Origin of the sequence: Streptomyces sp. NPDC015139 (genome assembly GCF_043079785.1) — a bacterium.
Classification (GTDB): Bacteria; Actinomycetota; Actinomycetes; order Streptomycetales; family Streptomycetaceae; genus Streptomyces; species Streptomyces albidocamelliae.
In genome coordinates this window covers 221,074-245,567 of sequence record NZ_JBIBUW010000005.1, presented here as the reverse complement: position 1 = coordinate 245,567, position 24,494 = coordinate 221,074, and the positions used below count along the sequence as shown (strand labels likewise).

Genomic DNA, 24,494 nt, shown 5'->3' with positions numbered 1-24,494 from the left:
CTACAGGGTTCCGATCCAGTTGGTGAGGAGCTGCGCGCCGGCGTCGCCGGACTTCTCGGGGTGGAACTGCGTCGCCCACAGGGCGCCGTTCTCCACGGCGGCCACGAACGGCTCGCCGTGCGTCGACCAGGTGACCTTGGGGGCCTCGATCACCGGGTTGTGCGTCTCCAGGGCCCAGTCGTGGACGGCGTAGGAGTGCACGAAGTAGAAGCGGGCGTCGGCGTCGAGGCCCGCGAAAAGCCGCGAGCCGACCGGGGCGTCGACGGTGTTCCAGCCCATGTGGGGCACCACGTCGGCCTGGAGCGGGGCGACCGTGCCCGGCCACTCGTCCAGCCCCTCGGCCTCCACGCCGTGCTCGATGCCGCGCGCGAAGAGGATCTGCATGCCGACGCAGATGCCCATCACCGGGCGGCCGCCGGACAGCCTGCGGTCGACCACCCAGTCGCCGCGGGCGGCGCGCAGACCCTGCATACAGGCGGCGAAGGCGCCGACGCCCGGCACGAGCAGGCCGTCGGCGTTCATCGCCCGGTCGAAGTCACGGGTGATCTCGACATCGGCGCCCACACGCGCGAGGGCGCGCTCGGCGGACCGGACGTTGCCGAAACCGTAGTCGAAGACCACGACCTTCTTGGTGCTCAATTCCACACCTCCAGCCGCAGGACGCCCGCGACCAGGCACATGCCCGCGCCGATGGAGAGCAGCACGATGAGGCTCGCGGGCATCTTCTGCTTCACGAAGGAGACGATGCCGCCGACCAGGAAGAGGCCGACGACGATCAGGAGGGTCGACAGACCGTTCATGGCTTAGAGAGCGCCCTTCGTGGAGGGGAGGATGCCGACCGCGCGCGGGTCGCGCTCGGAGGCGTAACGGAGCGCCCGGGCCAGCGCCTTGAACTGGCACTCCACGATGTGGTGCGCGTTGCGCCCGTACGGCACGTGCACGTGCAGCGCGACCTGCGCCTGGGCGACGAAGGACTCCAGGATGTGCCGGGTCATCGTCGTGTCGTACTCGCCGATCATCGGCGCCATGTTCTCGGGCTCGGTGTGCACGAGGTAGGGGCGGCCGGAGAGGTCGACGGTGACCTGGGCGAGGGACTCGTCCAGCGGGACCGTGCAGTTGCCGAAGCGGTAGATGCCCACCTTGTCGCCGAGCGCCTGCTTGAAGGCGGCGCCGAGCGCGAGGGCGGTGTCCTCGATGGTGTGGTGGGAGTCGATGTGCAGGTCGCCGTCGGTCTTCACGGTCAGGTCGAACAGACCGTGCCGGCCGAGCTGGTCGAGCATGTGGTCGTAGAAGCCGACGCCGGTGGCGATGTCGGTCCTCCCGGTGCCGTCGAGGTCTATCTCGACCAGGACCGAGGTCTCCTTGGTGGTGCGCTCCACGCGTCCTACGCGGCTCATGCCTCAAGCTCCTTCTTCACTTCACGTACCGCGTCCAGGAACGCGTCGTTCTCCTCCGGGGTGCCGGCGGACACCCGCAGCCATCCCGGTACGCCGTTGTCCCGGACGAGGACGCCCCGGTCGAGGATCCTCCGCCAGGCGTCCTGGGCGTCGCCGAACCGGCCGAACTGCACGAAGTTGGCGTCGGACTCGGTGACGTCGTAGCCGATCGCGCGCAGCTCGGCGACCAGCCGGTCGCGCTCCGACTTCAGCTGCTCGACGTACCCGAGCAGCGTGTCCGTGTGCTCCAGCGCGGCCAGCGCGGTCGCCTGGGTGATCGCCGACAGGTGGTACGGCAGCCGTACGAGCTGGACCGCGTCCACCACGGCGGGGTCGGCGGCGAGGTAGCCGAGGCGGAGCCCGGCGGCGCCGAACGCCTTCGACATGGTGCGGGAGACGACCAGGTGCGGGCGGCCCGCGAGCAGCGGAAGCAGCGAGTCGCCGTGGCTGAACTCGACGTACGCCTCGTCCACGATCACCATCGACGGCTTGGCGGCCTGGGCCGCCTCGTACAGCGCGAGGACCGTCTCGGGCGGGACCGCGTTGCCGGTGGGGTTGTTGGGGGTGGTGATGAAGACGACGTCGGGCCGGTGCTCGGCGATCGCCCGCCGCGCGGCGGCGAGGTCGATCGTGAAGTCCTCGGCCCGCGGACCCGGGATCCAGCCCGTCCCCGTCCCGCGCGCGATGAGGGCGTGCATCGAGTACGACGGCTCGAAGCCGATCGCCGTACGGCCGGGCCCGCCGAAGGTCTGCAGCAGTTGCTGGATGACCTCGTTGGAGCCGTTGGCCGCCCACACGTTCGCCATGCCGAGCGGGTACTTGCCGGTCTTCGTCAGGTAGGCGGCCAGCTCGGTGCGCAGCCGGACCGCGTCCCGGTCGGGGTAGCGGTTCAGGCCGCGGGCGGCCTCCCGCACCCGCTCCGCGATCCGCTCGACCAGCGGTTCGGGCAGCGGGTAGGGGTTCTCGTTGGTGTTCAGCCGTACGGGGACGTCCAACTGGGGCGCGCCGTAGGGGGACTTGCCACGCAGCTCGTCCCGTACGGGAAGATCGTCGATCCGCACGTCGCTCACTTGCTCTCGGGTACCTTCCAGCCGAACCTGGCCTTGATCGCCGCGCCGTGGGCCGGCAGGTCCTCCGCCTCCGCCAGCGTGACCACGTGGTGCGCGACCTCGGCCAGCGCGTCCTTCGAGTAGTCGACGACGTGGATGCCGCGAAGGAAGGACTGGACGGACAGGCCCGAGGAGTGGCAGGCGCAGCCGCCGGTGGGCAGGACGTGGTTGGACCCGGCCGCGTAGTCGCCGAGCGAGACCGGTGCCCAGGGGCCGACGAAGATCGCACCGGCGTTCCTGACCCGGTCGGCGATCCGGGCGGCGTCGGCGGTCTGGATCTCCAGGTGCTCGGCGCCGTACGCGTCGACCACCCGCAGGCCCTCCTCGATGCCGTCGACGAGGACGATCGCGGACTGCCTGCCCTTCAGCGCGGGCACGATCCGGTCGTCGATGTGCCGGGTGGCCGCGACCTGCGGCTCCAGCTCCTTCTCCACCGCGTCCGCCAGCTCCTGGGAGTCGGTGACGAGGACGGCGGCGGCCAGCGGGTCGTGCTCGGCCTGGCTGATCAGGTCGGAGGCCACGTGCACCGGGTCGGCCGTGTCGTCGGCGAGGATCGCGATCTCGGTCGGGCCGGCCTCGGCGTCGATGCCGATCTTGCCGGTGAAGTGGCGCTTGGCGGCGGCGACCCAGATGTTGCCGGGGCCGGTGACCATGTTCGCGGGCGGGCAGGACTCGGTGCCGTGGGCGAACATCGCGACGGCGGTGGCGCCGCCCGCCGCGTAGACCTCGTCGACGCCGAGCAGGGCGCAGGCGGCGAGGATCGTCGGGTGCGGCAGACCGCCGAACGCGGCCTGGGCCGGGGAGGCGAGCGCGATGGACTCGACGCCGGCCTCCTGCGCGGGCACGACGTTCATGACCACGGAGGAGGGGTAGACCGAGCGTCCGCCGGGCGCGTACAGACCGACGCGCTCGACCGGTACCCACTTCTCGGTCACGGTGCCGCCGGGCACCACCTGGGTGGTGTGGGTCGTACGGCGCTGCTCGCGGTGGACCATGCGGGCGCGGCGGATGGACTCCTCCAGCGCGGCGCGCACCGCCGGGTCGAGGCCGTCCAGCGCCTCGGTGAGCGCCGAGACCGGGACGCGGACGGATTCCAGCCGTACTCCGTCGAATTTCTCGGCGAAGTCGATCAGCGCCGCGTCGCCACGATGATGCACGGCCTCGCAGATCGGACGCACCTTCTCCAGGGCGGCCGCAACGTCGAAGTCGGCTCGGGGCAGCAGGTCGCGCAGGGCGGGGCCCTCGGGAAGGGCGTCACCGCGCAGATCGATTCGGGAAATCACAGTCCCAATTCTCTCAGACCGGCGTCCGGAGCCGTTCGCGCGTATCAATGGCTGATACAGAGCGTGGGCCAATCGCCGGTACATAGGGTGGCCGGAACCCGGAAGATCACGTTCACCAGGAGTGTTCCGGGCGTCACGCACCGGGCATGAACGCCAGTACGACACAGGTGACCCAGCAGTGGCCCGAACGGGCGAGGAGAGAAGGAACAGCGGTGACCGAGGGGACCGGCAGCCACGCCGGGGACCTGCCCGAGGACCTGACCGCGGCCGAGGCGGGCATGTGGCAGGCCTTCCGCAACGGCAGCGTGTACGACCTGAGCAGCGGGGACGCCGCCGTGGACGATCCGCACGGCGGACACCCCTGGGGGCCCGGGCGGACCGTCCGGGCGCGCATCGTCGCCTGGCTGCTGCTGGACGGACCGCCGGCGCTCGCCGGCCGGGTGTCCGCCCTGAAACTCGTCGGCGTCCGGATCACGGGCACCCTGGAGCTGGCGGGCGGCACGGTCACGCCGTACGTGGAGCTGCGCGGCTGCCGGTTCGACGACGAGGTCCGGCTGCCGGAGGCCCGGTTCACGACCGTGCGCCTGGTGGACTGCTCGGTGCCGCGGCTGGAGGCGGCCCGGGTGCACACCGAGGGCGATCTGCACCTGCCGCGCTGCCGGTTCCAGAACGGGATCCGGCTGACCGACGCGCACATCGGCACGGATCTGCTGCTCAACCAGGCGGTCGTGTACCGGGACCGCGGCGGGCGGTCGATGGCGGCGGACGGCATGACCGTCGGCCAGGACCTCCAGGCGGAGATGCTGGAGTCGCACGGCGAGCTGAGCCTGCGCGGTGCCAAGGTCGGCGTCTCGCTCAGTCTGCGGGGCGCGCGGCTGGCCAACCCGTACGCCCGCCTCGCCCTGAACGCGCCCCAGCTGACGGTCGAGCGCACCCTGTACCTGACCCCCGCCGGGGTGGGCAGTCCGCTGCTGAGCGGGACGACACCGGCGCGCGGTACGCGGATCCAGCGGTTCGAGTGCCGCGGCGGGATCCGGCTGGACGACGGGCGGTTCGGCGACGCCGTCGACCTGGAGCGGGCGCGGTTCACCTTCACCGACGACCAGGAGCTGTCGCTGCGCCGGGTGCAGACGCCCGAGCTGCGCTTCCTCGGGGACAAACCGCAGCGCGGCAAGGTGGTGCTGTCGGGGGCGCGGGTCGTGAACCTGGTGGACCGGGCGAGCAGCTGGCCGGACGCCGGGAACCTGCACATGGGCGGATTCGCCTACGAGAGCCTGGTACCGCAGGGGCCCTTTCCACTGACCCGGCGCCTGGACTGGGTGGCGGCGGCCACCGCCGAGTACGCCCCGGAGCCGTACGAGCGGCTGGCCTCGGTGCTGCGGGCGGCCGGGGAGGACGAGGACGCGCGCGAGGTGCTGCTCGCCAAGCAGCGCCGGCGCCGGGAGACGCTTCCGCTCGCCGGGAAGTTCTGGGGAGTCGTCCAGGACTGGACGGTCGCCTACGGCTACCGTCCGGGCCGGGCGGCGGTGTGGATGGCGGTGCTGTGGGCGGCGGGCACGCTGGCGTTCGCGCACGCCGCCCATCCGCCGGTGAACCACGACGGGCACCCGTCCTGGAGCCCGGCGCTGTTCACCCTGGACCTGCTGCTGCCGGTGATCGACCTGGGTCAGGCGGGCCAGTGGCAGCTGCGCGGCGGCTGGCAGTGGCTGGCGGCGGCGATGATCCTGCTCGGCTGGATCCTGGCGACGACGGTGGCGGCGGGGGCGACCCGGCTGCTGCGACGGAGCTGACACCGCCGCGGCACCCTTGCGCACCGCGGGACCACCGGACGTGCGCCGGATCTTCACCCTTTGCGTACAGGTTCACCACAATGGTTGAACCATCACCTTTTACTGCTCCTTGACCATAGGACGTACAACCTTACGTAACTTCCGTGGACCCTCTGGCGCGCCCTGGACCTGCGGACTTTCAATGGTCGACACCATGGCTCTGCTGCCCTCGTTCATCCGCCCCACCCGGATGACCAAACGCCCCGCGCGCCCGGCCGGACCCCCGGCCGCGGACGAGGCCGTGCTCGACGCGCCCGACGACCGCCTCTCGCCCGCGCTGGTCACGGCCGCCCGCGGCGACCACACCGGCGCGGCCGCGCTGCTGGCCGCGACCCGGGCCGCTGCCGAGTGGGAGAACCGCGACCGGTACGTCAGACGCCTCGCCGCGTTCGCGCGCTCACGCCCCGAATGGTTCGAGAACTGGCGTACGGCCGCCCCCGGCGACCCCGACGCCCTGCTGCTGGACGCCCAGCTGGCGGTGGACCGCGCCTGGCCCTCACCGGCCCGCGCCGAACTGCTGCGCGAGGCGAGCCCGCTCATCACGGCGGCCGCTCGCGCCGACGACCGCGACCCCGTGCCGTGGCGGATCGCCCTGGACCACGCCCGCGGCTCCCGGGCCGGGCACCGGTACTTCGAGGAACTGTGGGAGGCGGCGGTCCGGCGCGCCCCGCACCACTACGGCTGCCACGTGGCCGCCCTGCGCTACCTGGCCGCGCTCTGGCACGGCTCCCACCACGCGTGCTTCGACTTCGCCGACCTGGCGGCGCAGGACGCCCCCGCCGACTCGCTCGTCCAGGCGCTGCCGGCCCGGGCGGCCTTCGGCTACCTGACCGACGGCTGCGGCCCCCAGATGGGCCGGGCGCGGCTCGACGCCGCGGCGGACCGGGCGGTCGCCCTCTCGGTCCGCCTCCCGGCGGCCGACCCGTGGCCCGCCGAGGTCCGCAACAAGCTCCTGTACGTCCTCCTGCGGCTGGACCGGCGGGACGACGCGGCCACCCAGGCGCGCCTGATCGGCCCGTACGCCACGTCCTTCCCCTGGGACCGGTTCTCGGACGACCCGCTCGGCCACTTCCTGCGCTTGCGCGATCACCTGCTCACGGGCGGCCCGGAGCCCGTCCCGGCGGGGCTGGTGCCGGGGCCCGCGGACCCGCTCGGTGACCACCGAGGACACGTCCGCGCCGGTGACCACTAGGCTGGGGCGCCGTGACCACCGTCCGTCTCCCCCTCTTTCCGCTGAACTCGGTGCTGTTCCCGGGGCTCGTGCTGCCGCTGAACATCTTCGAGGAGCGTTATCGCGCCATGATGCGCGAACTGATGAAGACCCCCGAGGACGAGCCTCGCCGCTTCGCCGTCGCCGCCATCCGCGACGGGCACGAGGTGGCGCCCAGCGCCCCGGGCATGCCGGATCCCACGGCACAGCCCGACCGGGGCCCGGCAGCCGGCTTCGGCCCCGACCCCCTCAAGGCCGTCCACGCCGTGGGCTGTGTGGCGGACGCCGCGACCATCCGCGAGCAGGCCGACGGCACGTTCGAGGTGCTCGCGACCGGCACGAGCCGGATGAGGCTGCTGTCCGTCGACGCCTCGGGTCCGTACCTGACGGCCGAGCTGGAGGAGCTCACCGAGGAGCCCGGCGAGGAGGCCGGCGCGCTGGCCGAAGGGGTCCTGCGCTCCTTCCGCCAGTACCAGAAGCGCCTGGCGGGCGCCCGCGAGCGCTCGCTGACCACCGGTGCCGAACTGCCGGACGACCCGAGCGTGGTGTCGTACCTGGTGGCGGCCGCGATGGTGCACGACACCCCGACCAAGCAGCGGCTGCTCCAGGCGCCCGACACCGCGTCCCGGCTGCGGGACGAGCTCACGCTCCTGCGCGCCGAGACGGCCATCATCCGCAGCCTGCCGTCGTTGCCCGCGTTCGAGCTGACGCGGACGCCGACGAGCCTGAACTGAGGAAGACCGGGATGGCGAAGAAGCCGAAGAAGCAGCAGCAGTCCGGGGGGACGCCCGCGACGGTGGCCCTGACGGCGGCGGGCGTGGACTTCACGGTCCACGCCTACGACCACGACCCGTCCCACCCCTCCTACGGCGAGGAGGCGGCCGAGGCGATGGGGGTCTCCCCCGACCGGGTCTTCAAGACGCTGGTCGCCGACGTGGACGGCGCCCTGGTCGTCGGCGTGGTCCCGGTGGCCGGCTCCCTGGACCTGAAGGCCCTGGCGGCCGCGGTGGGCGGCAAGCGTGCCGCCATGGCCGACCCGGCGCTCGCCGAACGCACCACGGGATACGTGCGCGGGGGCATCTCCCCCCTCGGCCAGCGCAAGAGGCTGCCGACGGTCCTCGACGGCTCGGCGCAGGGGCACACGACGATCTGCGTCTCGGCCGGCCGGCGGGGCCTCGAGGTGGAACTCGCCCCGACGGACCTGGCCAAGCTCACGAACGCGGTGACGGCGCCCATCGGGCGGGGGTGACCGCACCGGCCCGTCCGGGCGCCGCCCCGGTCACTGCAGCTCCGGGTCCCGGGGGCCGAACAGCGCCGTGAGTCCCAGGTGCACCAGAACCGCGGCGAGCGGCCAGGCCAGCAGCGCCCCCTTGGCCGACAGCTTCAGCGGCGCCGGGAACGTCACCCCCTTGCCCACCGCCTTCGCATGGGCGAGCACGTCCGAGGTCGGCCCCAGCCACACCCCGAGCCGCCAGGCCACCAGCGAGCCGAGCAGTCCGCCGAGGCCCAGTGCCACCACCAGCGGGACACCGCCACGCCGCCGCAGCAGGAAGACGACGACCGCACTGACCAGTCCCAGTCCCAGGCCGAGCAGCGTGAACGTGCCGTCCACACCGGCCGCCTGCTCCCCCTCGCTGTCCTTGAGGTAGACGACCCAGCCGCCGCCGCTCTCGTCACCGACCAGCGGCACGTGCGGCGCCAGCCACCACCACAGCAGCCCCAGCAGCAGCCCGCAGACCGTCATCGCCACCGTGATCACGGCGGCTTCCCGCACTTCGGTCTTCATGCCGGGGCCGTCCTGTCCGTACGTTCCCGCGCCCGGTGACCCGGCGGGCGGCGACGCCTGCCAGACCTGGTGCGGGGAGTTGTCATGCGGCGGCGGAGGCGGAGTAAGCGGTGCGGTCACCCTGACATCGTGCCAGGTCGCGCTGTGGGCCGCGTCACCGGACGGCGGCCCTGCGGTACGCCCAGGTCGCCACGGCCAGCGAGACCACTCCGACACCCGCGCACACCCCCAGGTCAACCAGGACGACGGCCCAGTCCGGGTGTGCCCCGAAGGTCCGCGCGTACGCCTCCACGCCATAGGTCGACGGCAGCAGATCACGGGCCAGCCGGACGATCTCCGGCATCCGGTCGGCCGGCAGCACACCCAGCAGCAGCGCCGCCGACATGCCCAGCTGTCCGAGCAGCGTGGCCAGTTCCGGCCGGGGCGCGAGCAGCCCGCAGGCGGCGCCGAGACCGGCGAGCGCGGCCCCGGCGAGCGGGATCACGGCCACCAGGATCCACAGGTTGGCCAGCGGCAGCCCGAACAGCACGCAACCGAAGACGGCGGTCACCAGGGTCCCCGGCACGGTGAAGGAGGCGTACGCCGCCGCCGCGCCCAGCACCACCGCGGCCGGCGGCACCGGCAGGGTGGCGTAGTGGTCGAGCCCGCCGCTGGCCCGCAGCTGCCCGAAGTACTGCGACAGCAGGTTCAGCGCCACGTACGCGACGACGAGCACGGACGAGCCCGCCACCACGAACTGGGCCTCACCGCCGCTGTCGACGACACCCCGCATCATCACCGTGATGCCGACGGACTGGAAGGTGGCCACGAACAGCAGCGGGATGCGGGCCACCCGGGCCCGGGACAGCTGCGCCCGGTAGACGGCCACCAGCGACGGCCACAGCCGGGCGGCCGGACCGAGCTCGGCAGCGCCGCGCGCCGTCTCCGGCACGGCCCGGGCACCGCCCGGCAGAACCTCGGCGGGTACGGCACTCACGACGAGCTGCTCCTCTTCCGTACGGCGGTCGCGCACATCGCTGCGCATCCGGCGCCCCGCGCGCTCACGTCTTCACCAGCCCCTGCCGGGCGGCGCCGCCCAGCTCCAGGTAGACGTCCTCCAGGCTGGGCGTGGCGAGCGTGAAGTCGTCCAGCGCGGCGAAGGCCGCCCCACCGGTCACCGTGGCGACCGCGGCGCGTGCCTCCTCGGGCGCGAGCCGGAGCGTCCAGCGCCGACCGGACTCCACGGCCCGCTCGCGCAGGACGGCGACCTCGGGCACCTCCAGCGGCGCGTGCTCGCGCCACACCAGCTCGACCCGCACCTCGTCGGCGACCCGCTCCTTGAGCCCCGCCGGGGTGTCGCAGGCGATGACCCGTCCCTCGTCGAGCACGGCGACCCGGTCGAGCACGGTCTCGGCCTCGATGACGTTGTGGGTCACCAGCACGACGGTCGTACCGCGTTCCGCGCGCCGCCGGTCCACGGCCGCCCAGACCGCGCGCCGGGCCACCGGATCCATCCCGGTGGTCGGCTCGTCGAGCACGAGCAGCGGCCGCTCCCCGACCAGGGCGGTGGCGAAGCAGGCGAGGCGCCGCTGCCCGCCGGAGAGCTTCTTCAGCGGCCGTCCCGCGATCGGGGTGAGCCCCAGCTCCTCCAGGACGGCGTCCCGTTCGGCCCGCGCCCGCCGTACCTCCAGGCCGCGCAGGCGTCCGGTGGTCTCGGCGGCCAGGGAGACGGTCAGCTCGTCCAGGGCGGTGGACTCCTGGCCCAGGTAGGCGAGGATCCGCGCGGCCCGCTCCGGGTGCCGTACGACGTCGTGGCCGAGGATCTCCACCTGGCCGGCGTCCGGCCGCAGCAGGCCGGTCAGCTGCCGTACGAGGGTGGACTTGCCGGCGCCGTTCGGCCCGAGCAGTCCGAACACCTCGCCGCGGCGCACGTCCAGTTCGACCGCGTCGGTGGCCCGCACCTCGGGGATGCCGGGCGCGCCGCGCCGCCCCCGGACGGCCGGATAGGTCTTGCTGAGCCCGCGCACGCGTACGACCTCGTCGTCCCGGAGGTCCTGTCCCGCGCGCGTACTCACAAGGGACGAGCCTAAGGGGTCCGGGGCCCTCACTCGTCCCCGGGGCGGCCGCGGGGGTTTCAGTCGACGGCGGGCGCGTGCTGTTCCCCGGCCGCCGGGACGTCGATCTCGCGCCAGAAGCCGGCCCGGATGGCGTAGCGGTCGTGCTCGTCGATCTGGTCGTCCTTGTGGGCGAGCAGACCGAACCGGGCCGCGTACCGCAGCAGCTCCCCGTCGATGCGGTGCGGGACCCGCGGGTACATCTGCGACAGCTTCTGCAGCTGCCCCTGGTCGCCGAGGCGGGAGATCCAGCGGCGGGCGAAGACCTGCCCGACCTCGTACGGGTCGCCGCCGACGGTCGTGATGTCCTCCTCGCGGTCGGCCCAGCGCTGCTCGGCGGTGGTGAGCTGGGCGAGCGTCGGCATGGAGGCGACCTCGGGCGGCTCGGGCACCGCGCCGGGCCGGTCCACCCAGCCCTTGTCGGAGGACCAGCGCAGGGTCGCGGTGGTGGGGGCCTGGGCGGGCTGGGTGCCGGGTGCGCGCAGCGCGGCGAGGTCCTTGGGGGTGGGGACGCCCTTGGGGGCGGGAACCCGCTCCTGGACGCCGTTCTCGGCGGCGGTGGCGGCCGGCGGGTGCGGGACCTGCTCGGCGGTCCGGTCGGCCGCGGCGGCGAGCGCGGACTCGGGCAGCGGGGCGGAGAGGATCGCGGCGATCTCCGGGCGCGGCACGGGCGGCGGCGCGCAGACGCCGGTCAGCTCCTTGGCGCGGACGGCCTGGGTGATCCAGGCCCGGTCCAGCACGCGCCGCTCGTCGGCCTCGGCGACCAGGTCCTCGGACTGGTTGTAGTCGCCGTCGGCGGCCTGGACGGCCCACAGGTGGACGGCGACGCCGTGCTCCTTGGCGGCCATCATGCCGGGCAGCAGATCGCCGTCGCCGGTGACCAGGACGACGTCGGAGCAGGCGCGGTTGCGGGCCAGCTCGGTCAGTTCGGCGTGCATGGCGGCGTCCACGCCCTTCTGGGCCCAGCGTCCGTCACTGCGGGTGAGGGCGCCGAGGCGGACGGTCACCCGGGGCATCACGCGCAGCCGGCGGTGCTCCGGCTGGGGGACCCGGTCGGGGGCGCCGTCGAACCAGTAGATGCGCAGCAGGGGCCGCTCGGTCTCGGACTCCGCGCGCACGCGCAGGGCCTGGATCAGTGCGGTGTGGTCGACGGTGATCCGGGACCGCGAGGGCTCGCCGGCGAGGAGGCTGGCGGCGGCACCCAGCAGATACCCGGCGTCCACCAGGACGATGCAGCGGTCCACGCGACTCACCCTCTTCCCGGGAGGCTTTGCTTCGGACTTCCTTCGAGTCTGCCCGACGGCGCGGGGGTTAACGGCCCGAACTCGATCTTCGGCGTGGCGTTTGCGGTCCTCGCTCGCCCACCTGCCCTGTCACACACGGTAATTATCCGACATGCGCCTGATGTCAGCGTATGTGAATCTGAAGCCGGCCCTGGCCCCTAGATCCCCCACAGGAGGCAGATCACCATGGCCAAGAACAAGAACCGCAAGCAGGCTGGCCCGCAGAACCGCGCTCAGCAGACCGAGCACGCACAGCGTCCTACGGCCGAGGAGCACGAGCCGGTGTCGCACATCCAGGGCAGCCCCGCGGATGTTGCACGTAAGCAGCAGAAGCGATTCGGCCACAACTAAAGGGCGGTTGAAGCCCAGGCACGCAGAGGGGCGCACCCGTTGTGGGTGCGCCCCTTCGCGTGCCGCGGCGTCCGGGACGGACCGCCGGGCCGTTCAGCCCGCCAGGCAGGACGGGCCGAGCAGCACCTTCAAGTCGCCGAACAGGGCCGGATCCGGCTTGACCCGGTGCCGGTCCAGGCGCAGCACGGTGGTCTTGCGCGGGCCCTGGAGCTTGATCCGGACCTCGCTGTCGCCCTTGTGGTGGCTGAGGATCTCGCCGAGGCGGCTGACCATCGGCGGAGTGACCTTCACCGCCGGGATGGTGAGGACCACGGGGGCGTTGGTGCCCGCGTTGGACAGGTCCGGGACCATCAGCTCCATGGCGACGAGGCGGGGCACGTCCTCCCGCTTGTCGAGGCGGCCCTTGACGAACACCACGGCGTCCTCGACGAGTTGCGTGGACACCAGCTGGTAGGTGGCCGGGAAGAACATGCACTCGATGGAGCCGGCGAGGTCCTCCACGGTGGCGATCGCCCAGGCGTTGCCCTGCTTGGTCATCTTGCGCTGGAGGCCCGAGATGATGCCGCCGATGGTGACGACCGCGCCGTCGGAGTGCTCACCGCCGGTGAGCTGGGCGATGCCCGCGTCGGCCTTGTCCGACAGCACGTGCTCCAGGCCGAAGAGCGGGTGGTCGGAGACGTAGAGGCCGAGCATCTCGCGCTCCTGGGCGAGCAGATAGGTCTTGTCCCACTCCTCGTCGGTGAACTGCACGTCGAGGCCGAAGCCGGGCTCGCTGCTGGTCTCCTCGCCCATGCCGCCGAAGAGGTCGAACTGCCCCTCGGCCTCCTTGCGCTTGACCGCGACCACGTTGTCGATCATCGGTTCGTACTGGGCCGTGAGCCCCTTGCGGGTGTGGCCCAGGGTGTCGAACGCCCCGGCCTTGATCAGCGACTCCGTGGTGCGCTTGTTGCACGCGACCGCCTCGACCTTGTCGAGGTAGTCGGGGAAGGAGGCGTACTTGCCCTTGGCCTTGCGGCTGTTGATGATCGACTCGACCACGTTGGTGCCGACGTTGCGCACGGCCTCCAGGCCGAAGAGGATCACGTCGTCGCCCTGGGCGGCGAAGTTGTGCACCGACTCGTTGACGTTGGGCGGGAGCACCTTGATGCCCATGCGGCGGCACTCGTTGAGGTAGATCGCCGACTTGTCCTTGTCGTCCTTGACCGAGGTCAGGAGCGCGGCCATGTACTCGGCGGGGTAGTTCGCCTTCAGATAGGCGGTCCAGTACGACACCAGGCCGTACGCGGCCGAGTGGGCCTTGTTGAAGGCGTAGCCGGCGAACGGGACCAGGACGTCCCACAGGGCCTGGATCGCCTCGTCGCTGTACCCCTTCTTCCGGGCGCCGTCCTGGAACAGGACGAAGTTCTTCGCCAGTTCCTCGGGCTTCTTCTTGCCCATCACGCGGCGGAGGATGTCGGCCTCGCCGAGCGAGTAGCCCGCGATGATCTGCGCGGCCTTCTGCACCTGCTCCTGGTAGACGATCAGGCCGTAGGTGACGGCCAGGACCTCTTCGAGGGGCTCCTCCAGCTCCTTGTGGATCGGGGTGATCTCCTGGAGCTTGTTCTTGCGCAGCGCGTAGTTGGTGTGCGAGTCCATGCCCATCGGACCCGGCCGGTAGAGCGCCGACACGGCGGAGATGTCTTCGAAGTTGTCGGGCTTCATCAGGCGCAGCAGCGAGCGCATGGGGCCGCCGTCGAACTGGAAGACGCCGAGGGTGTCGCCGCGCTGGAGCAGTTCGAAGGTCGTCGGATCGTCGAGCGGGAGGCTCAGCAGATCGATGTCGACGTCCTTGTTGGACTTCACCATCTTGACGGCGTCGTCCATGATCGTGAGGTTGCGCAGGCCGAGGAAGTCCATCTTCAGCAGGCCGAGCGACTCACAGCTCGGGTAGTCCCACTGCGTGATGGTCACCCCGTCGGTGTGGCGCACCCACACCGGGACGTGCTCGGTGATGGTCTCGCTGGACATGATCACGCCGGCCGCGTGCACACCCATCTGCCGGACGAGGCCCTCGACGCCCTTGGCGGTGTCGATGACCTTCTTCACGTCCGGCTCGTTCTCGTACATCCCGCGGATCTCGCCCGCCTCGCCGTAGCGCGGGTGCGAGGGGTCGGTGATGCCGTTCAGGTCGATGCCCTTGCCGAGGACGTCGGCGGGCATCGCCTTGGTGAGCCGGTCGCCCATGGCGTACGGGTAGCCCAGCACGCGCGCGGAGTCCTTGATCGCGTTCTTGGCCTTGATCTTGCCGTACGTGCCGATCATGGCGACCTTGTCGGCGCCGTACTTCTCCGTCACGTACCTGATGACCTCGACGCGCCGGCGCTCGTCGAAGTCGATGTCGACGTCGGGCATGGAGACGCGCTCGGGGTTGAGGAAGCGCTCGAAGATCAGGCCGTGCGGGATCGGGTCGAGGTCGGTGATGCCCATGGCGTAGGCGACGATCGAACCGGCCGCGGAGCCTCGGCCCGGGCCGACCGCGATGCCGTTGTTCTTGGCCCACATGATGAAGTCGGCGACGACGAGGAAGTAGCCCGGGAACCCCATCTGGATGATGACGTCCATCTCGTACTCGGCCTGCTTCTGGCGGTCGTCGGGGATGCCGCCCGGGAAGCGGCGCTCCATCCCGCGGCGGACCTCCTCCTTGAACCAGGTCACCTCGGTGTACCCGTCGGGGATGTCGAACCTCGGCATGAGGTTCTTGGCCTCGAACATGCCGGTGGTGTCGACCATCTCGGCGACGAGGAGCGTGTTGGCGCAGCCCTCCTGCCAGGCGTCCGAGGAGTCGATGGCGTACATCTCGTCCGTGGACTTCAGGTAGTAGCCGGTGCCGTCGAACTTGAAGCGGTCCGGGTCGGAGAGGTTCTTGCCGGTCTGGATGCACAGCAGGGCGTCGTGCGCCCCCGCCTCGTGCGCGTACGTGTAGTGCGAGTCGTTGGTGACCAGCGGGGGGATGCCCAGCTTCCGGCCGATGTCCAGCAGGCCGTCGCGGACCCGGCGCTCGATCTCGATGCCGTGGTCCATCAGCTCCAGGAAGTACTTGTCCTTGCCGAAGATGTCCTGGTACTCGGAGGCCGCCTTCAGGGCCTCGTCGAAGTGCCCGAGGCGCAGCCGGGTCTGCACCTCGCCGGAGGGGCAGCCGGTGGAGGCCACGACGCCCTCGGACCACTGGGCGATGGTCTCCTTGTCCATCCGGGGCCACTTCTGCAGCCAGCCCTCGGCGTAGGCGTCGGAGGAGAGGCGGAAGATGTTGTGCAGCCCGGTCCGGTTCACGGCCCACATCGTCTTGTGGGTGTAGCCGCCGGAGCCGGAGATGTCGTCCCGCTTCTGGTGCGGCTGGCCCCAGAGGATCTTGCGCTTGTTGCGCCGGGACTCGGGGGCGACGTACGCCTCGATCCCGATGATCGGGGTGATTCCGGCCTTCTTCGCGGTGTGGAAGAAGTCGTACGCCCCGTGCAGGTTGCCGTGGTCGGACATCGCGATGTGCGTCATGCCCATCTCGTTGCAGGCGTCGAACATGTCCTTCAGCCGCGCGGCACCGTCCAGCAGCGAGTACTGGGTGTGGACGTGCAGGTGCGTGAACGGCGGCTTCGACACGGTTTCGGCCTCCAAGGAAAACGGGCGTCGACGATCTTCCGACCGGCTGCGGACCGACTGCGGACAGTCTGGGGGACAGCGTCGAAGTCTATGCCCCGGTACTGACACGCGCGGGCCTTCCCCGCGTACCTTCATGCGGGAACCGGGCACTCCCGCGTGGCGTCGCCCGTTGGAGACGGCGGAAGCGCCGTCCGACCCGTACCTGCACATTCACGCACCACCCGTCCTGCACCAGGAGGCACCCCGCGATGTCGGTCCCCCAGCTCAACGACGAGCAGCGCGGCGAGGAGATCCTCGCCGTCTTCGACACCGCCTTCGGCCGGCTCCTGGCCGCCGACCCGGCCGCGTTCCGGGTGAAGTTCCGCAAGATGGCGGCCTCCGCGTTCGCGTTCTACCGGGGCACGGCGTGCCTCTTCTACCACGACCTCGACGCCGAGAAGCGCGGCGGACCGTACCTGGACGACCGCACCTCGCGCGTGTGGATCCACGGCGACCTGCACGCCGAGAACTTCGGCACGTACATGGACTCCAACGGCCGCCTGGTCTTCAACGTCAACGACTTCGACGAGGCCTTCGTCGGCCCCTTCACCTGGGACCTGAAGCGCTTCTCGGCCTCGATCGCGCTCGTCGGGTACGCGAAGGCGCTCAGCGACGAGCAGATCACCGAGCTGGTGACGGTCTACGCGGCCGCCTACCGCGAGCGCGTCCACGCCCTGGCCACGGGTGCCAAGCGGGACGAGGTGCCGCCCTTCACGCTGGACACCGCGCAGGGTCCGCTGCTGGACGCGCTGCGTGACGCCCGCTCCCTCACCCGCTTCGGGCTGCTGGACTCGATGACCGAGATCCGCGACTTCGAGCGCCGCTTCGCCTCGGGCGGCGGTGCCATCGAGCTGGACGCCGCCACCCGCTACAAGGTCCTGGCGGCCTTCGACGGCTACCTGGAGACGCTGCCGGACTCCTCGCTGGCCCGCCCGGACTCGTACCGCGTGAAGGACGTCGTCGGCCGCCGGGGCATCGGCATCGGCTCGGCGGGCCTGCCATCGTACAACATCCTGCTGGAGGGCCACAGCGACGCCCTCGAGAACGACGTGGTGATCTACATCAAGCAGGCCCAGACCCCGGCCGTCTCCCGGCACATCACGGACCCGGCGATCGCGGAGTACTTCCAGCACGAGGGCCACCGCACGGTGATCTCCCAACGCGCCCTGCAGGCGCACGCCGACCCGTGGCTCGGCTGGACCGAACTGGACGGCACCGGCCAGCTGGTCGCCGAGGTCTCGCCGTACGCGGTCGACCTGGACTGGGGCGACATCGACGACCCGGAGGAGATCGCGGCCGTGGTCGCCGACCTGGGCCGGGCCACCGCCACCATGCACGCGGCGGCCGACGACCAGTCCGGCGAGTCCCTGGTCCCGTTCTCCACCGAGCGGGCCATCGACGCGGCGCTCGCGGCCGACGAGGAGGGCTTCGCGCCGCTCCTGGTGGACTTCGCGCACGGGTACGGCGCACGCGCGCGGGCCGACCACCAGATCTTCCTCGACCTGTTCCGCAACGGCCGGATCCCGGGGCTGTGACGTCCCGTACGCACAGGCACCCTTTAAGGGTCCCTTACTCGCGTACGTGACACACTCTCCTCTCGCTATGGACATTTCCGGGACCCAGCTCAGAGCCGTGCGCGCGGCGCTGTTCACGGCCTTCGCCGTGACGCTCAGCACCGCGTCGCACGTGCTGCTGTCCCGGGCCCCGCTGCCGGTGGCGACCGTGACCGCGGTCGCCGCCGGGGTGTTCGTCACCGCGTACGCACTGGCGGGCCGCGAGCGCGGCTTCGGCCGGATCGCGGCCCTGCTCGTCCCGCTGGAGCTGGCCGCCGACACGGTGTTCACCACCGGCCAGGACGCCTGCTACGGCCGGGCCGGCGGCCCGATCGCCGGCCCGCTGCACGCGTTCGGTCTGGACGTGCTGTGCGAGGGGCGGGTGGGCACCCCGCTGGCGCAGGTGGCCGGCGGCCCGGACCGGGCGGCCGCGCTGCTCTCCCACGCCAGCCCCGCCGCCGCCTGGCTGCTGCTCGCCGCGCACGTCGGTGTGGGCCTGCTCGCCGCCGCCTGGCTGCGCCGGGGCGAGCGGGCGCTGACGCAGCTGCTGCGCGCGGTCGCCGCCACTACCTTCCGGCCGCTGCTGCTGGCGGTGGCCGCGGTCACCGTGCGGCCGGCGCCGGTGCGCCGGCTGCCCCGCCCGGCCCCGCGCCGCGGCACCGCCCGCGACCGGCTTCTCGTGCACTCCCTGGGACGGCGTGGACCTCCGTGCTCGCCCGTCGCCGCCCTCGCCTGAGCGAGGACCGCGTCCCTCGTGGCCGGCCCGGCGAGCCGAACGGCTCCGCCGCGGGCGACGGCCGCTGAGCACGACCAGTCCCCCACACGTATCCGCGTACGGCACGTGCGCGTCCCACATGGAGATCACCAAGATGAGCAAGCGGAACAGCCAGACGGCGAAGACGGCGGCCCGGGAGCGGCTGCGCGAGGAGCGCGAGCGGCAGGCCAAGCGGGACAAGGCCAGGCGGCAGGTCGTCGTGGCCGCCTCGGTGGTGGCCGTGCTGGCCGCGGCCGGCGGCATCGGCTACGCCGTCGTCCAGATGAACAAGCCCGGTTACTGGGAGGGTCTGAAGGACGCCAAGGTCACCGCTCCGGCCAACACCTCGGGCACGGACGGCACGACGGTCGTCATAGGAAAGGACACCGCCAAGAAGACCCTGAAGGTCTACGAGGACCCGCGCTGCCCGGTCTGCGCCCAGTTCGAGCAGACCGTGGGCACCACGGTGAAGAAGGACCTCGACGACGGCAAGTTCAAGATGCAGTTCATCGGCGCCACGTTCCTGGACCGCGGCGAAGGCGAGGGCTCCAAGGACGCGCTGAGCTCCCTCGGTGCCGCGCTGAACGTCTCCCCGGAAGCCTTCCTCGAGTACAAGAGCGCGCTGTACTCCACGAAGTTCCACCCGCAGGAGGCGGACGACAAGTTCAAGGACGACGACTACCTCATCAAGATCGCCGACACCGTCCCGGCGCTGAAGAACAACGCCAAGTTCGACGACGCCGTGAAGAAGGGCACCTACGACGCCTGGGCGATGGCCATGTCGAAGACCTTCGACACCAACAAGGACGGTGTCACCGGCACTCCGGGCTTCGTCATGGACGGCAAGAAGCTCACCGCCGACAGCCAGGGCACCCCGCTGCTGACGGTGGCCGACTTCAACCGGGTGGTGGGCGCGGCCCTCAAGGGCTGACGGCTCCTCACCAACGGGCCTCGACGTGAAGAGTGGGCGAACATTCGACGTTCGCCCACTCTGGCGCATACCGATCAGTAACCTGATCGGTCGTGACCAGTCGATACAGATCATCCGAGGCGTCCCAGGGCCTCAACTCCTCTTCGCCCCGCCGCCGTACGGTCGTCAAGGCCGCGGCGGCGACTGCTGTCCTGGCAGGACCGCTGGCCGCCGCGCTCCCGGCCCGCGCCGCCACGGACGCCCCCGCCTTCCTGCACGGCGTCGCCTCCGGCGACCCACTGCCCGACGGCGTCCTGCTGTGGACCCGTGTGACCCCCACCCCGGACGCGATACCCGGCTCGGGCGTCGGCCCGGACACCCAGGTCAGCTGGGTCGTCGCCAAGGACAAGGCGCTGACGACCGTCGTCGCCAGGGGCTCCACCACCGCGACGGCCGCCTCCGACCACACGGTCAAGGCCGACATCCGCGGTCTGGACCCGGCCACCGACTACTGGTTCCGCTTCACCGCCGGCGGCACCGACTCCCCGGTGGCGCGCACCCGCACCGCGCCGGCGGCGGACGCGGCCGTCTCCTCCCTGCGCTTCGGCGTGGTCTCCTGCGCCAACTGGGAGGCGGGCTACTTCTCCGCCTACCGCCACCTCGCCGCCCGCAACGACCTGGACGCCTGGCTGCACCTCGGCGACTACATCTACGAGTACAAGTCCGGCGAGTACGCGGCCCGCGGCAAGGTCGTACGCCCGCACGCCCCGGCGAACGAGATCCTCACCCTCGCCGACTACCGGACCCGGCACGCCAAGTACAAGACCGACCCCGACCTCCAGGCGCTGCACCTGAAGGCGCCGGTCGTCGCGATCTGGGACGACCACGAGTTCGCCGACAACGCCTGGTCGGGCGGCGCGGTCAACCACACCGAGGGTGCGGAGGGCACCTGGACGTCCCGTCAGGCCGCCGCGAAGCAGGCCTACTTCGAGTGGATGCCGGTCCGTCCCGCGATCGCCGGCACCACCTACCGCCGGCTGCGCTTCGGCAAGCTCGCCGACCTGTCCCTGCTGGACCTGCGCTCGTTCCGTTCCCAGCAGGCCGGCACGGCCAGCGGTTCGGTGGACGACCCGGACCGCACGATCACCGGGCGGGCCCAGCTCGACTGGCTGAAGGCCGGGCTGAAGGCGTCCGACACCAAGTGGCGGCTCGTCGGCAACTCCGTGATGATCTCGCCGTTCTCCTTCGGCTCGCTCTCCGCCGACCTGTTCAAGCCGCTCGCCAAGCTGCTCGGGCTGCCGCAGGAGGGCATCGCGGCCAACACCGACCAGTGGGACGGCTACACCGACGACCGCCGCGAGCTGCTGGCCCACCTGCGCTCCAACGCCATCGGCAACACGGTCTTCCTGACCGGTGACATCCACATGGCGTGGGCCAACGACGTGCCGGTGGACGCGGGCACCTACCCGCTGTCGGCGTCGGCGGCCACCGAGTTCGTGATCACCTCGGTGACCTCCGACAACCTCGACGACATCGTGAAGGTCCCCGAGGGCACGGTCTCCGCGATCGCCTCGCCGGTCATCAAGGCCGCCAACCGGCACGTCCACTGGGTGGACACCGACCGGCACGGCTACGGCGTCCTGGACATCACCGCGGACCGCGCGCAGATGGACTACTACGTCCTGTCCGACCGCACCAGCCCGGACGCCACGTCCAGCTGGACGCGCTCGTACCGCACCCGCAGCGGCACGCAGAAGATCGAGCGGACCTACGACCCGGTGTAGGCGCCCACCGGAGCGTCCCGCTCAGCCCAGCGACTCGAGGAAGCCGAGCGCCACCCGCCAGGTGGCCTCGGCGGCCTCCGCGTCGTAGTCCGGCAGCTCGGGGTCGGTGTAGAGGTGGCCGGCCCCGGCGTAGCGGTAGATCTCGACGTCGGCGCCCACCCGCCCCATCTGCAGGTACCAGGCGCTCAGCCAGTCGTCCGTCTCGAACGGGTCCGGCTCGGCCACGTGCAGTTGCACCGGCAGCCCGTCCGCCTCCGCGTTCGGCGCGATGTCCGAGGTGCCGTGCAGGAGCAGCAGCCCGCGCGCCTTGTCGTCGCCGAGGGCGAGGGTCTGGGCGATGGAGGCGCCGAGCGAGAACCCGGCGTAGACCAGGCCCCGGTCCGAGTACGGCGCCGCCGCCAGCACCGCCCGCTTGAGCAGCTCCTCCTTTCCCAGCTCGTCGTTGTACGCCATGCCCTCCTCGACGGTGTCGAACGTGCGTCCCTCGAAGAGGTCCGGCGTCCACACCTCGTGGCCGGCCGCGCGCAGCCGGTCCGCGGCCTCGCGCACCGCGGGCCGCAGGCCGTAGGTCGAGTGAAAGAGCATGATGTTCATGAGGCCATGGTGCCAGCCGGGATCGGCCCGGCCCCAGCGCGGCCCTGCCCGGGCCGTGCCGCAACTCACATGTTCATGAGCCCGCGAGACCGGTTAGGCGCGGAGGCATGGAGAACGTACTCCGTCCCTTGATCGTGCTCGGCGGCTCGGTGCTGCTCACGGTGGCCATCGGCTGGGCCACCGACCTGCTGCTGCGCAAGGCCGACGAGCGCAACGCCGAGACCCCGCTGTGGCAGCTGCTGCGGCGCGCCCGCATCCCCTACCAGCTCGTCCTGTGCGCCGCGCTGCTCAGAGGCTCCTACGACCAGACGAAGGTGCTGGAGGCCCACCACGTCGGCATCGGCCGGACGCTGACCCTGGTGCTGATCGGCTCCGCGGCCTGGCTCGTCATCCGGATCGCCGCGGCGATCGTGGAGACCTCCTACAGCCGCTACGCGCGCGCCCACCGGGACGTGGCCCGGGTGCGCCGGGTGCGCACGCAGGTCGAGCTGATCATGCGGGTGGTGTCGGCGGTCGTCATCGTCGTGGCGATCGCCTCGATGCTGCTGACCTTCCCGGCGATGCGCGCGGCCGGTGCCTCACTGCTGGCCTCCGCCGGCATCCTGGGCATCGTGGCCGGTGTCGCCGCCCAGTCGACGCTGTCGAACCTGTTCGCGGGGCTCCAGATCGCCTTCGGCGACATGGTGCGCATCGGCGACACGGTCGTCGTGGACGGCGAGTGGGGCACGGTCGAGGAGATCACCCTGACCTTCCTGACGGTCCGCACCTGGGACGAGCGCCGGATCACCATGCCGGTGTCGTACTTCACGTCCAAGCCGTTCGAGAACTGGTCCCGCGGCACCCCGCAGATGACCGGCATCGTCTACTGGCACCTGGACCACAGCGCACCCGTCGAGGCGATGCGCGAGAAGCTGCGGGACATCCTGCGCCAGTGCCCGGCCTGGGACGGCCGCGCCTGCAACCTCGTGGTGACCGACACGACCCCGAACAGCATCCAGGTGCGGGCACTGGTGACCGCGAAGGACGCCGACGACATCTGGACGGTGCGGGTCGCGGTCCGCGAGGAGATGATCACCTGGCTGTCCACCGAGCACCCGTACGCGCTGCCGCGGGTCAACACCTCCGACGCGGTCCTGCCGCCCTACCGGGTCCCGTCCCCGGACAGCTCCTCGCTCCGCAAGGCGTACGACTTCCCGCGTACGGGCCGCGGCTGACGAGCACCGCCCGCCGGGGCGGGCCGGCCTCAGCGCAGACTGCGTACGTCGAGATGGCGCAGCACCCGGTCCACGATCTCCGGGTCCGCCCCCGGTTCGCTCCGCGCCGCCAGCACCTCGTGCCGGGCGGCGCTGAGCATCTCGTTCTGGATGCGCCGCACCCGCTTGATCCGCTTGGCCCGCTGGTGCTGCGCCTCTCGGCGCTCCTCCTCCCCCATGTCCGGGCTGATCCGGATGCCGATGTCGAAGGCCCGCCGCAGCATCTGCTCGGACAGCTCCTCGGGCAGCTCCTCCACCTGTTCGATCTCCTTCAGCCTGCGCTTGGCCGCCTTCGCGGCCCGCACCGCGAGCTCCTTCTCGAAGTCCTTCTCGCGCTCGGAGTCCGCCTGCACCCCGAGCCGCTTCACCAGCCACGGCAGGGTCAGCCCCTGGAGCACCAGGGTGGCGACGATCACCCCGAACGCGATGAAGATGATCTCGTCCCGGTCGGGGAACGGCGTCCCGGCGTCCGTCTCCAGCGGCACGGCCAGCGCCAGCGCCACGGAGGCCACCCCGCGCATCCCGGACCACCACATCACGACGGTCTCCCGCCAGCTCACCGGGATCTCCTCGTCGTAGTCGCGGCGGGCGTGCAGCCGCTTGGTGAGCCAGGTGGCGGGCAGCAGCCACAGCAGCCGTACGACGACCACCACGCCCACCACCGCGGCGGCCCAGCCGAGCATCTCGCCCCACCGGCCCGCTGCCGTGCGGATCGCGTTGTGCAGCTCCAGGCCGATGAGCCCGAAGGCGACGCCCGTGACGAGGGTGTCGATGATGTCCCAGAAGGTGTGCCCGGCGAGCCGGGTCATCACGTCGTCGGCGTCGGTGGCGTACTCGGCGAGGAACAGCGCCGTGGTGAGCACGGCGAGCACCCCGGAGCCGTGCAGCTTCTCCGCGAGGACGTAGGAGGCGTACGGCACCAGCAGGGTCATGCCGATCTGGAGCGTCGGGTCCCCCAGCAGATCCATCAGCCTGTTCGCGCCCCAGCCGAGCACCAGTCCCACGGCCAGCGCGACGACGGCGGACAGCACGAGGTCGAGACCGGCCCGCCAGGGTGAGAAGGTGCCGCTCACGGCGGCGGCGATCGCCACGTGGTACAGCACGATGGCGGTGACGTCGTTGAAGAGCCCCTCGCCCTCCAGGATCGACACCAGGCGGCGCGGCAGCCCGAGCTGTCCGGCGACGCTCGTCGCGGCGACCGGGTCGGGCGGGGCGATCAGCGCGCCGAGGGCGACGGCCGCGGCGATCGGCAGTCCGGGCACGATCGCGTTGGCGACGAACGCCACGCACACCGTCGTCACGAACACCAGGGCGACGGCCAGCAGGAAGATCGGGCGGATGTTGGCCGCGAACTGCCGCCAGGAGGTGCGGCGCACCGCGGCGTAGAGCAGCGGCGGCAGCAGACCCGGCAGGATCAGCTCCGGCGGGATGTTCACGTTGGGGACGAAGTCGGCCACCGCCAGCGCCCCGCCGAACAGCGTCATCAGCACGGGCGCCGGCAGTCCCAGCCGGTCTCCCAACGGCACGCTCACCAGGGCCCCGAGCAGCAGGACGAACAACAGAGCCAACTGATCCACGGCCGGCGCTCCGGGGG

Annotated in this window: 22 protein-coding genes; 10 read left to right on the top strand and 12 right to left on the bottom strand. The window is 71.6% G+C overall.

The genetic code is table 11. The annotated features are described in order from the left end of the window. The 5 genes from hisH to hisD are packed head-to-tail and all read right to left on the bottom strand — an operon-like array spanning position 1 to position 3,828. A complete protein-coding gene (gene hisH, locus ACF08B_RS16035; RefSeq protein WP_392317894.1) occupies positions 1-645 on the bottom strand; it encodes an imidazole glycerol phosphate synthase subunit HisH in 645 nt (214 codons plus the stop codon). Then, positions 636-800 carry a hypothetical protein gene (locus ACF08B_RS16030; RefSeq protein ID WP_176985766.1) on the bottom strand — a complete coding sequence of 55 codons (165 nt, stop codon included), beginning with the start codon at positions 798-800 and terminating at the stop codon, positions 636-638. The genes hisH and ACF08B_RS16030 overlap by 10 nt, the downstream gene beginning before the upstream one ends. A 3-nt stretch (positions 801-803) precedes the next feature. Further along, positions 804-1,397, bottom strand: a complete 594-nt coding sequence (hisB, locus tag ACF08B_RS16025; RefSeq protein ID WP_392317893.1) for an imidazoleglycerol-phosphate dehydratase HisB — start codon at positions 1,395-1,397, stop codon at positions 804-806. Then, positions 1,394-2,506 (bottom strand): histidinol-phosphate transaminase, encoded by a 1,113-nt coding sequence (locus ACF08B_RS16020; protein ID WP_392317892.1) that lies wholly within the window; start codon positions 2,504-2,506, stop codon positions 1,394-1,396. The genes hisB and ACF08B_RS16020 overlap by 4 nt, the downstream gene beginning before the upstream one ends. Further along, complete coding sequence (gene hisD, locus ACF08B_RS16015; protein ID WP_392317891.1) at positions 2,503-3,828, bottom strand: histidinol dehydrogenase; 1,326 nt, start codon at positions 3,826-3,828, stop codon at positions 2,503-2,505. The genes ACF08B_RS16020 and hisD overlap by 4 nt, the downstream gene beginning before the upstream one ends. A gap of 212 nt (positions 3,829-4,040) precedes the next feature. Here hisD and ACF08B_RS16010 point away from each other — a divergent pair, with 212 nt between their 5' ends. From ACF08B_RS16010 to ybaK, 4 genes are all read left to right on the top strand, one after another. Further along, complete coding sequence (locus tag ACF08B_RS16010) at positions 4,041-5,618, top strand: oxidoreductase (RefSeq protein ID WP_392317890.1); 1,578 nt, start codon at positions 4,041-4,043, stop codon at positions 5,616-5,618. Between the two features lie 181 nt (positions 5,619-5,799). After that, on the top strand, positions 5,800-6,849 hold the full coding sequence (locus ACF08B_RS16005) for a hypothetical protein (RefSeq protein ID WP_392317889.1): 1,050 nt from the start codon (positions 5,800-5,802) through the stop codon (positions 6,847-6,849). A gap of 11 nt (positions 6,850-6,860) precedes the next feature. Then, on the top strand, positions 6,861-7,601 hold the full coding sequence (locus ACF08B_RS16000) for an LON peptidase substrate-binding domain-containing protein (protein WP_392317888.1): 741 nt from the start codon (positions 6,861-6,863) through the stop codon (positions 7,599-7,601). 11 nt (positions 7,602-7,612) lie between these two features. After that, entirely contained in the window at positions 7,613-8,116 is a 504-nt protein-coding gene (gene ybaK / locus ACF08B_RS15995; RefSeq protein WP_392317887.1) for a Cys-tRNA(Pro) deacylase, read from the top strand. Between the two features lie 30 nt (positions 8,117-8,146). Here the strand turns inward: ybaK and ACF08B_RS15990 are convergent, their stop codons facing one another. The 4 genes from ACF08B_RS15990 to ACF08B_RS15975 form a co-directional block, all read right to left on the bottom strand. Continuing rightward, a complete protein-coding gene (locus ACF08B_RS15990) occupies positions 8,147-8,773 on the bottom strand; it encodes an AAA family ATPase (RefSeq protein WP_093478407.1) in 627 nt (208 codons plus the stop codon). Between the two features lie 34 nt (positions 8,774-8,807). Continuing rightward, positions 8,808-9,629, bottom strand: a complete 822-nt coding sequence (locus ACF08B_RS15985) for an ABC transporter permease (RefSeq protein WP_392317886.1) — start codon at positions 9,627-9,629, stop codon at positions 8,808-8,810. A gap of 64 nt (positions 9,630-9,693) precedes the next feature. Continuing rightward, the gene (locus ACF08B_RS15980; RefSeq protein WP_392317885.1) at positions 9,694-10,707 is read right to left on the bottom strand and encodes an ABC transporter ATP-binding protein; all 1,014 of its coding nucleotides are present in this window, start codon (positions 10,705-10,707) and stop codon (positions 9,694-9,696) included. A 59-nt stretch (positions 10,708-10,766) separates the two neighbouring features. Continuing rightward, positions 10,767-11,990: an NYN domain-containing protein gene (locus ACF08B_RS15975; protein ID WP_392317884.1), complete on the bottom strand. Its 1,224-nt coding sequence runs from the start codon at positions 11,988-11,990 to the stop codon at positions 10,767-10,769. 225 nt (positions 11,991-12,215) lie between these two features. Between ACF08B_RS15975 and ACF08B_RS15970 the strand changes: the two genes are divergently transcribed. Continuing rightward, the gene (locus ACF08B_RS15970) at positions 12,216-12,380 is read left to right on the top strand and encodes a hypothetical protein (protein WP_176985764.1); all 165 of its coding nucleotides are present in this window, start codon (positions 12,216-12,218) and stop codon (positions 12,378-12,380) included. 93 nt (positions 12,381-12,473) lie between these two features. Here ACF08B_RS15970 and dnaE read toward each other — a convergent pair whose 3' ends face one another. Further along, positions 12,474-16,013 (bottom strand): DNA polymerase III subunit alpha, encoded by a 3,540-nt coding sequence (dnaE, locus tag ACF08B_RS15965; protein ID WP_392317883.1) that lies wholly within the window; start codon positions 16,011-16,013, stop codon positions 12,474-12,476. A 248-nt stretch (positions 16,014-16,261) separates the two neighbouring features. Here dnaE and ACF08B_RS15960 point away from each other — a divergent pair, with 248 nt between their 5' ends. The 4 genes from ACF08B_RS15960 to ACF08B_RS15945 all read left to right on the top strand — a co-directional run bounded on the left by ACF08B_RS15960 (position 16,262) and on the right by ACF08B_RS15945 (position 21,053). Then, positions 16,262-17,587: a DUF2252 domain-containing protein gene (locus ACF08B_RS15960; protein ID WP_093478401.1), complete on the top strand. Its 1,326-nt coding sequence runs from the start codon at positions 16,262-16,264 to the stop codon at positions 17,585-17,587. Positions 17,588-17,654: 67 nt separating this feature from the next. Next, a complete protein-coding gene (locus tag ACF08B_RS15955; RefSeq protein WP_392317882.1) occupies positions 17,655-18,341 on the top strand; it encodes a hypothetical protein in 687 nt (228 codons plus the stop codon). Positions 18,342-18,474: 133 nt separating this feature from the next. Continuing rightward, positions 18,475-19,290, top strand: coding sequence for a thioredoxin domain-containing protein (locus tag ACF08B_RS15950; RefSeq protein WP_392317881.1), 816 nt, complete (start codon positions 18,475-18,477; stop codon positions 19,288-19,290). A gap of 92 nt (positions 19,291-19,382) precedes the next feature. Then, on the top strand, positions 19,383-21,053 hold the full coding sequence (locus tag ACF08B_RS15945) for an alkaline phosphatase D family protein (protein ID WP_392317880.1): 1,671 nt from the start codon (positions 19,383-19,385) through the stop codon (positions 21,051-21,053). Positions 21,054-21,074: 21 nt separating this feature from the next. Here ACF08B_RS15945 and ACF08B_RS15940 read toward each other — a convergent pair whose 3' ends face one another. After that, positions 21,075-21,647, bottom strand: coding sequence for a dienelactone hydrolase family protein (locus tag ACF08B_RS15940; protein WP_093478396.1), 573 nt, complete (start codon positions 21,645-21,647; stop codon positions 21,075-21,077). Positions 21,648-21,754: 107 nt separating this feature from the next. Here ACF08B_RS15940 and ACF08B_RS15935 point away from each other — a divergent pair, with 107 nt between their 5' ends. Then, on the top strand, positions 21,755-22,861 hold the full coding sequence (locus ACF08B_RS15935) for a mechanosensitive ion channel family protein (protein ID WP_392317879.1): 1,107 nt from the start codon (positions 21,755-21,757) through the stop codon (positions 22,859-22,861). A 29-nt stretch (positions 22,862-22,890) separates the two neighbouring features. On the opposite strand, the gene ACF08B_RS15930 is transcribed toward ACF08B_RS15935, so the two are convergent. Continuing rightward, complete coding sequence (locus tag ACF08B_RS15930) at positions 22,891-24,477, bottom strand: Na+/H+ antiporter (RefSeq protein ID WP_392317878.1); 1,587 nt, start codon at positions 24,475-24,477, stop codon at positions 22,891-22,893. Positions 24,478-24,494: the final 17 nt, after the last annotated feature.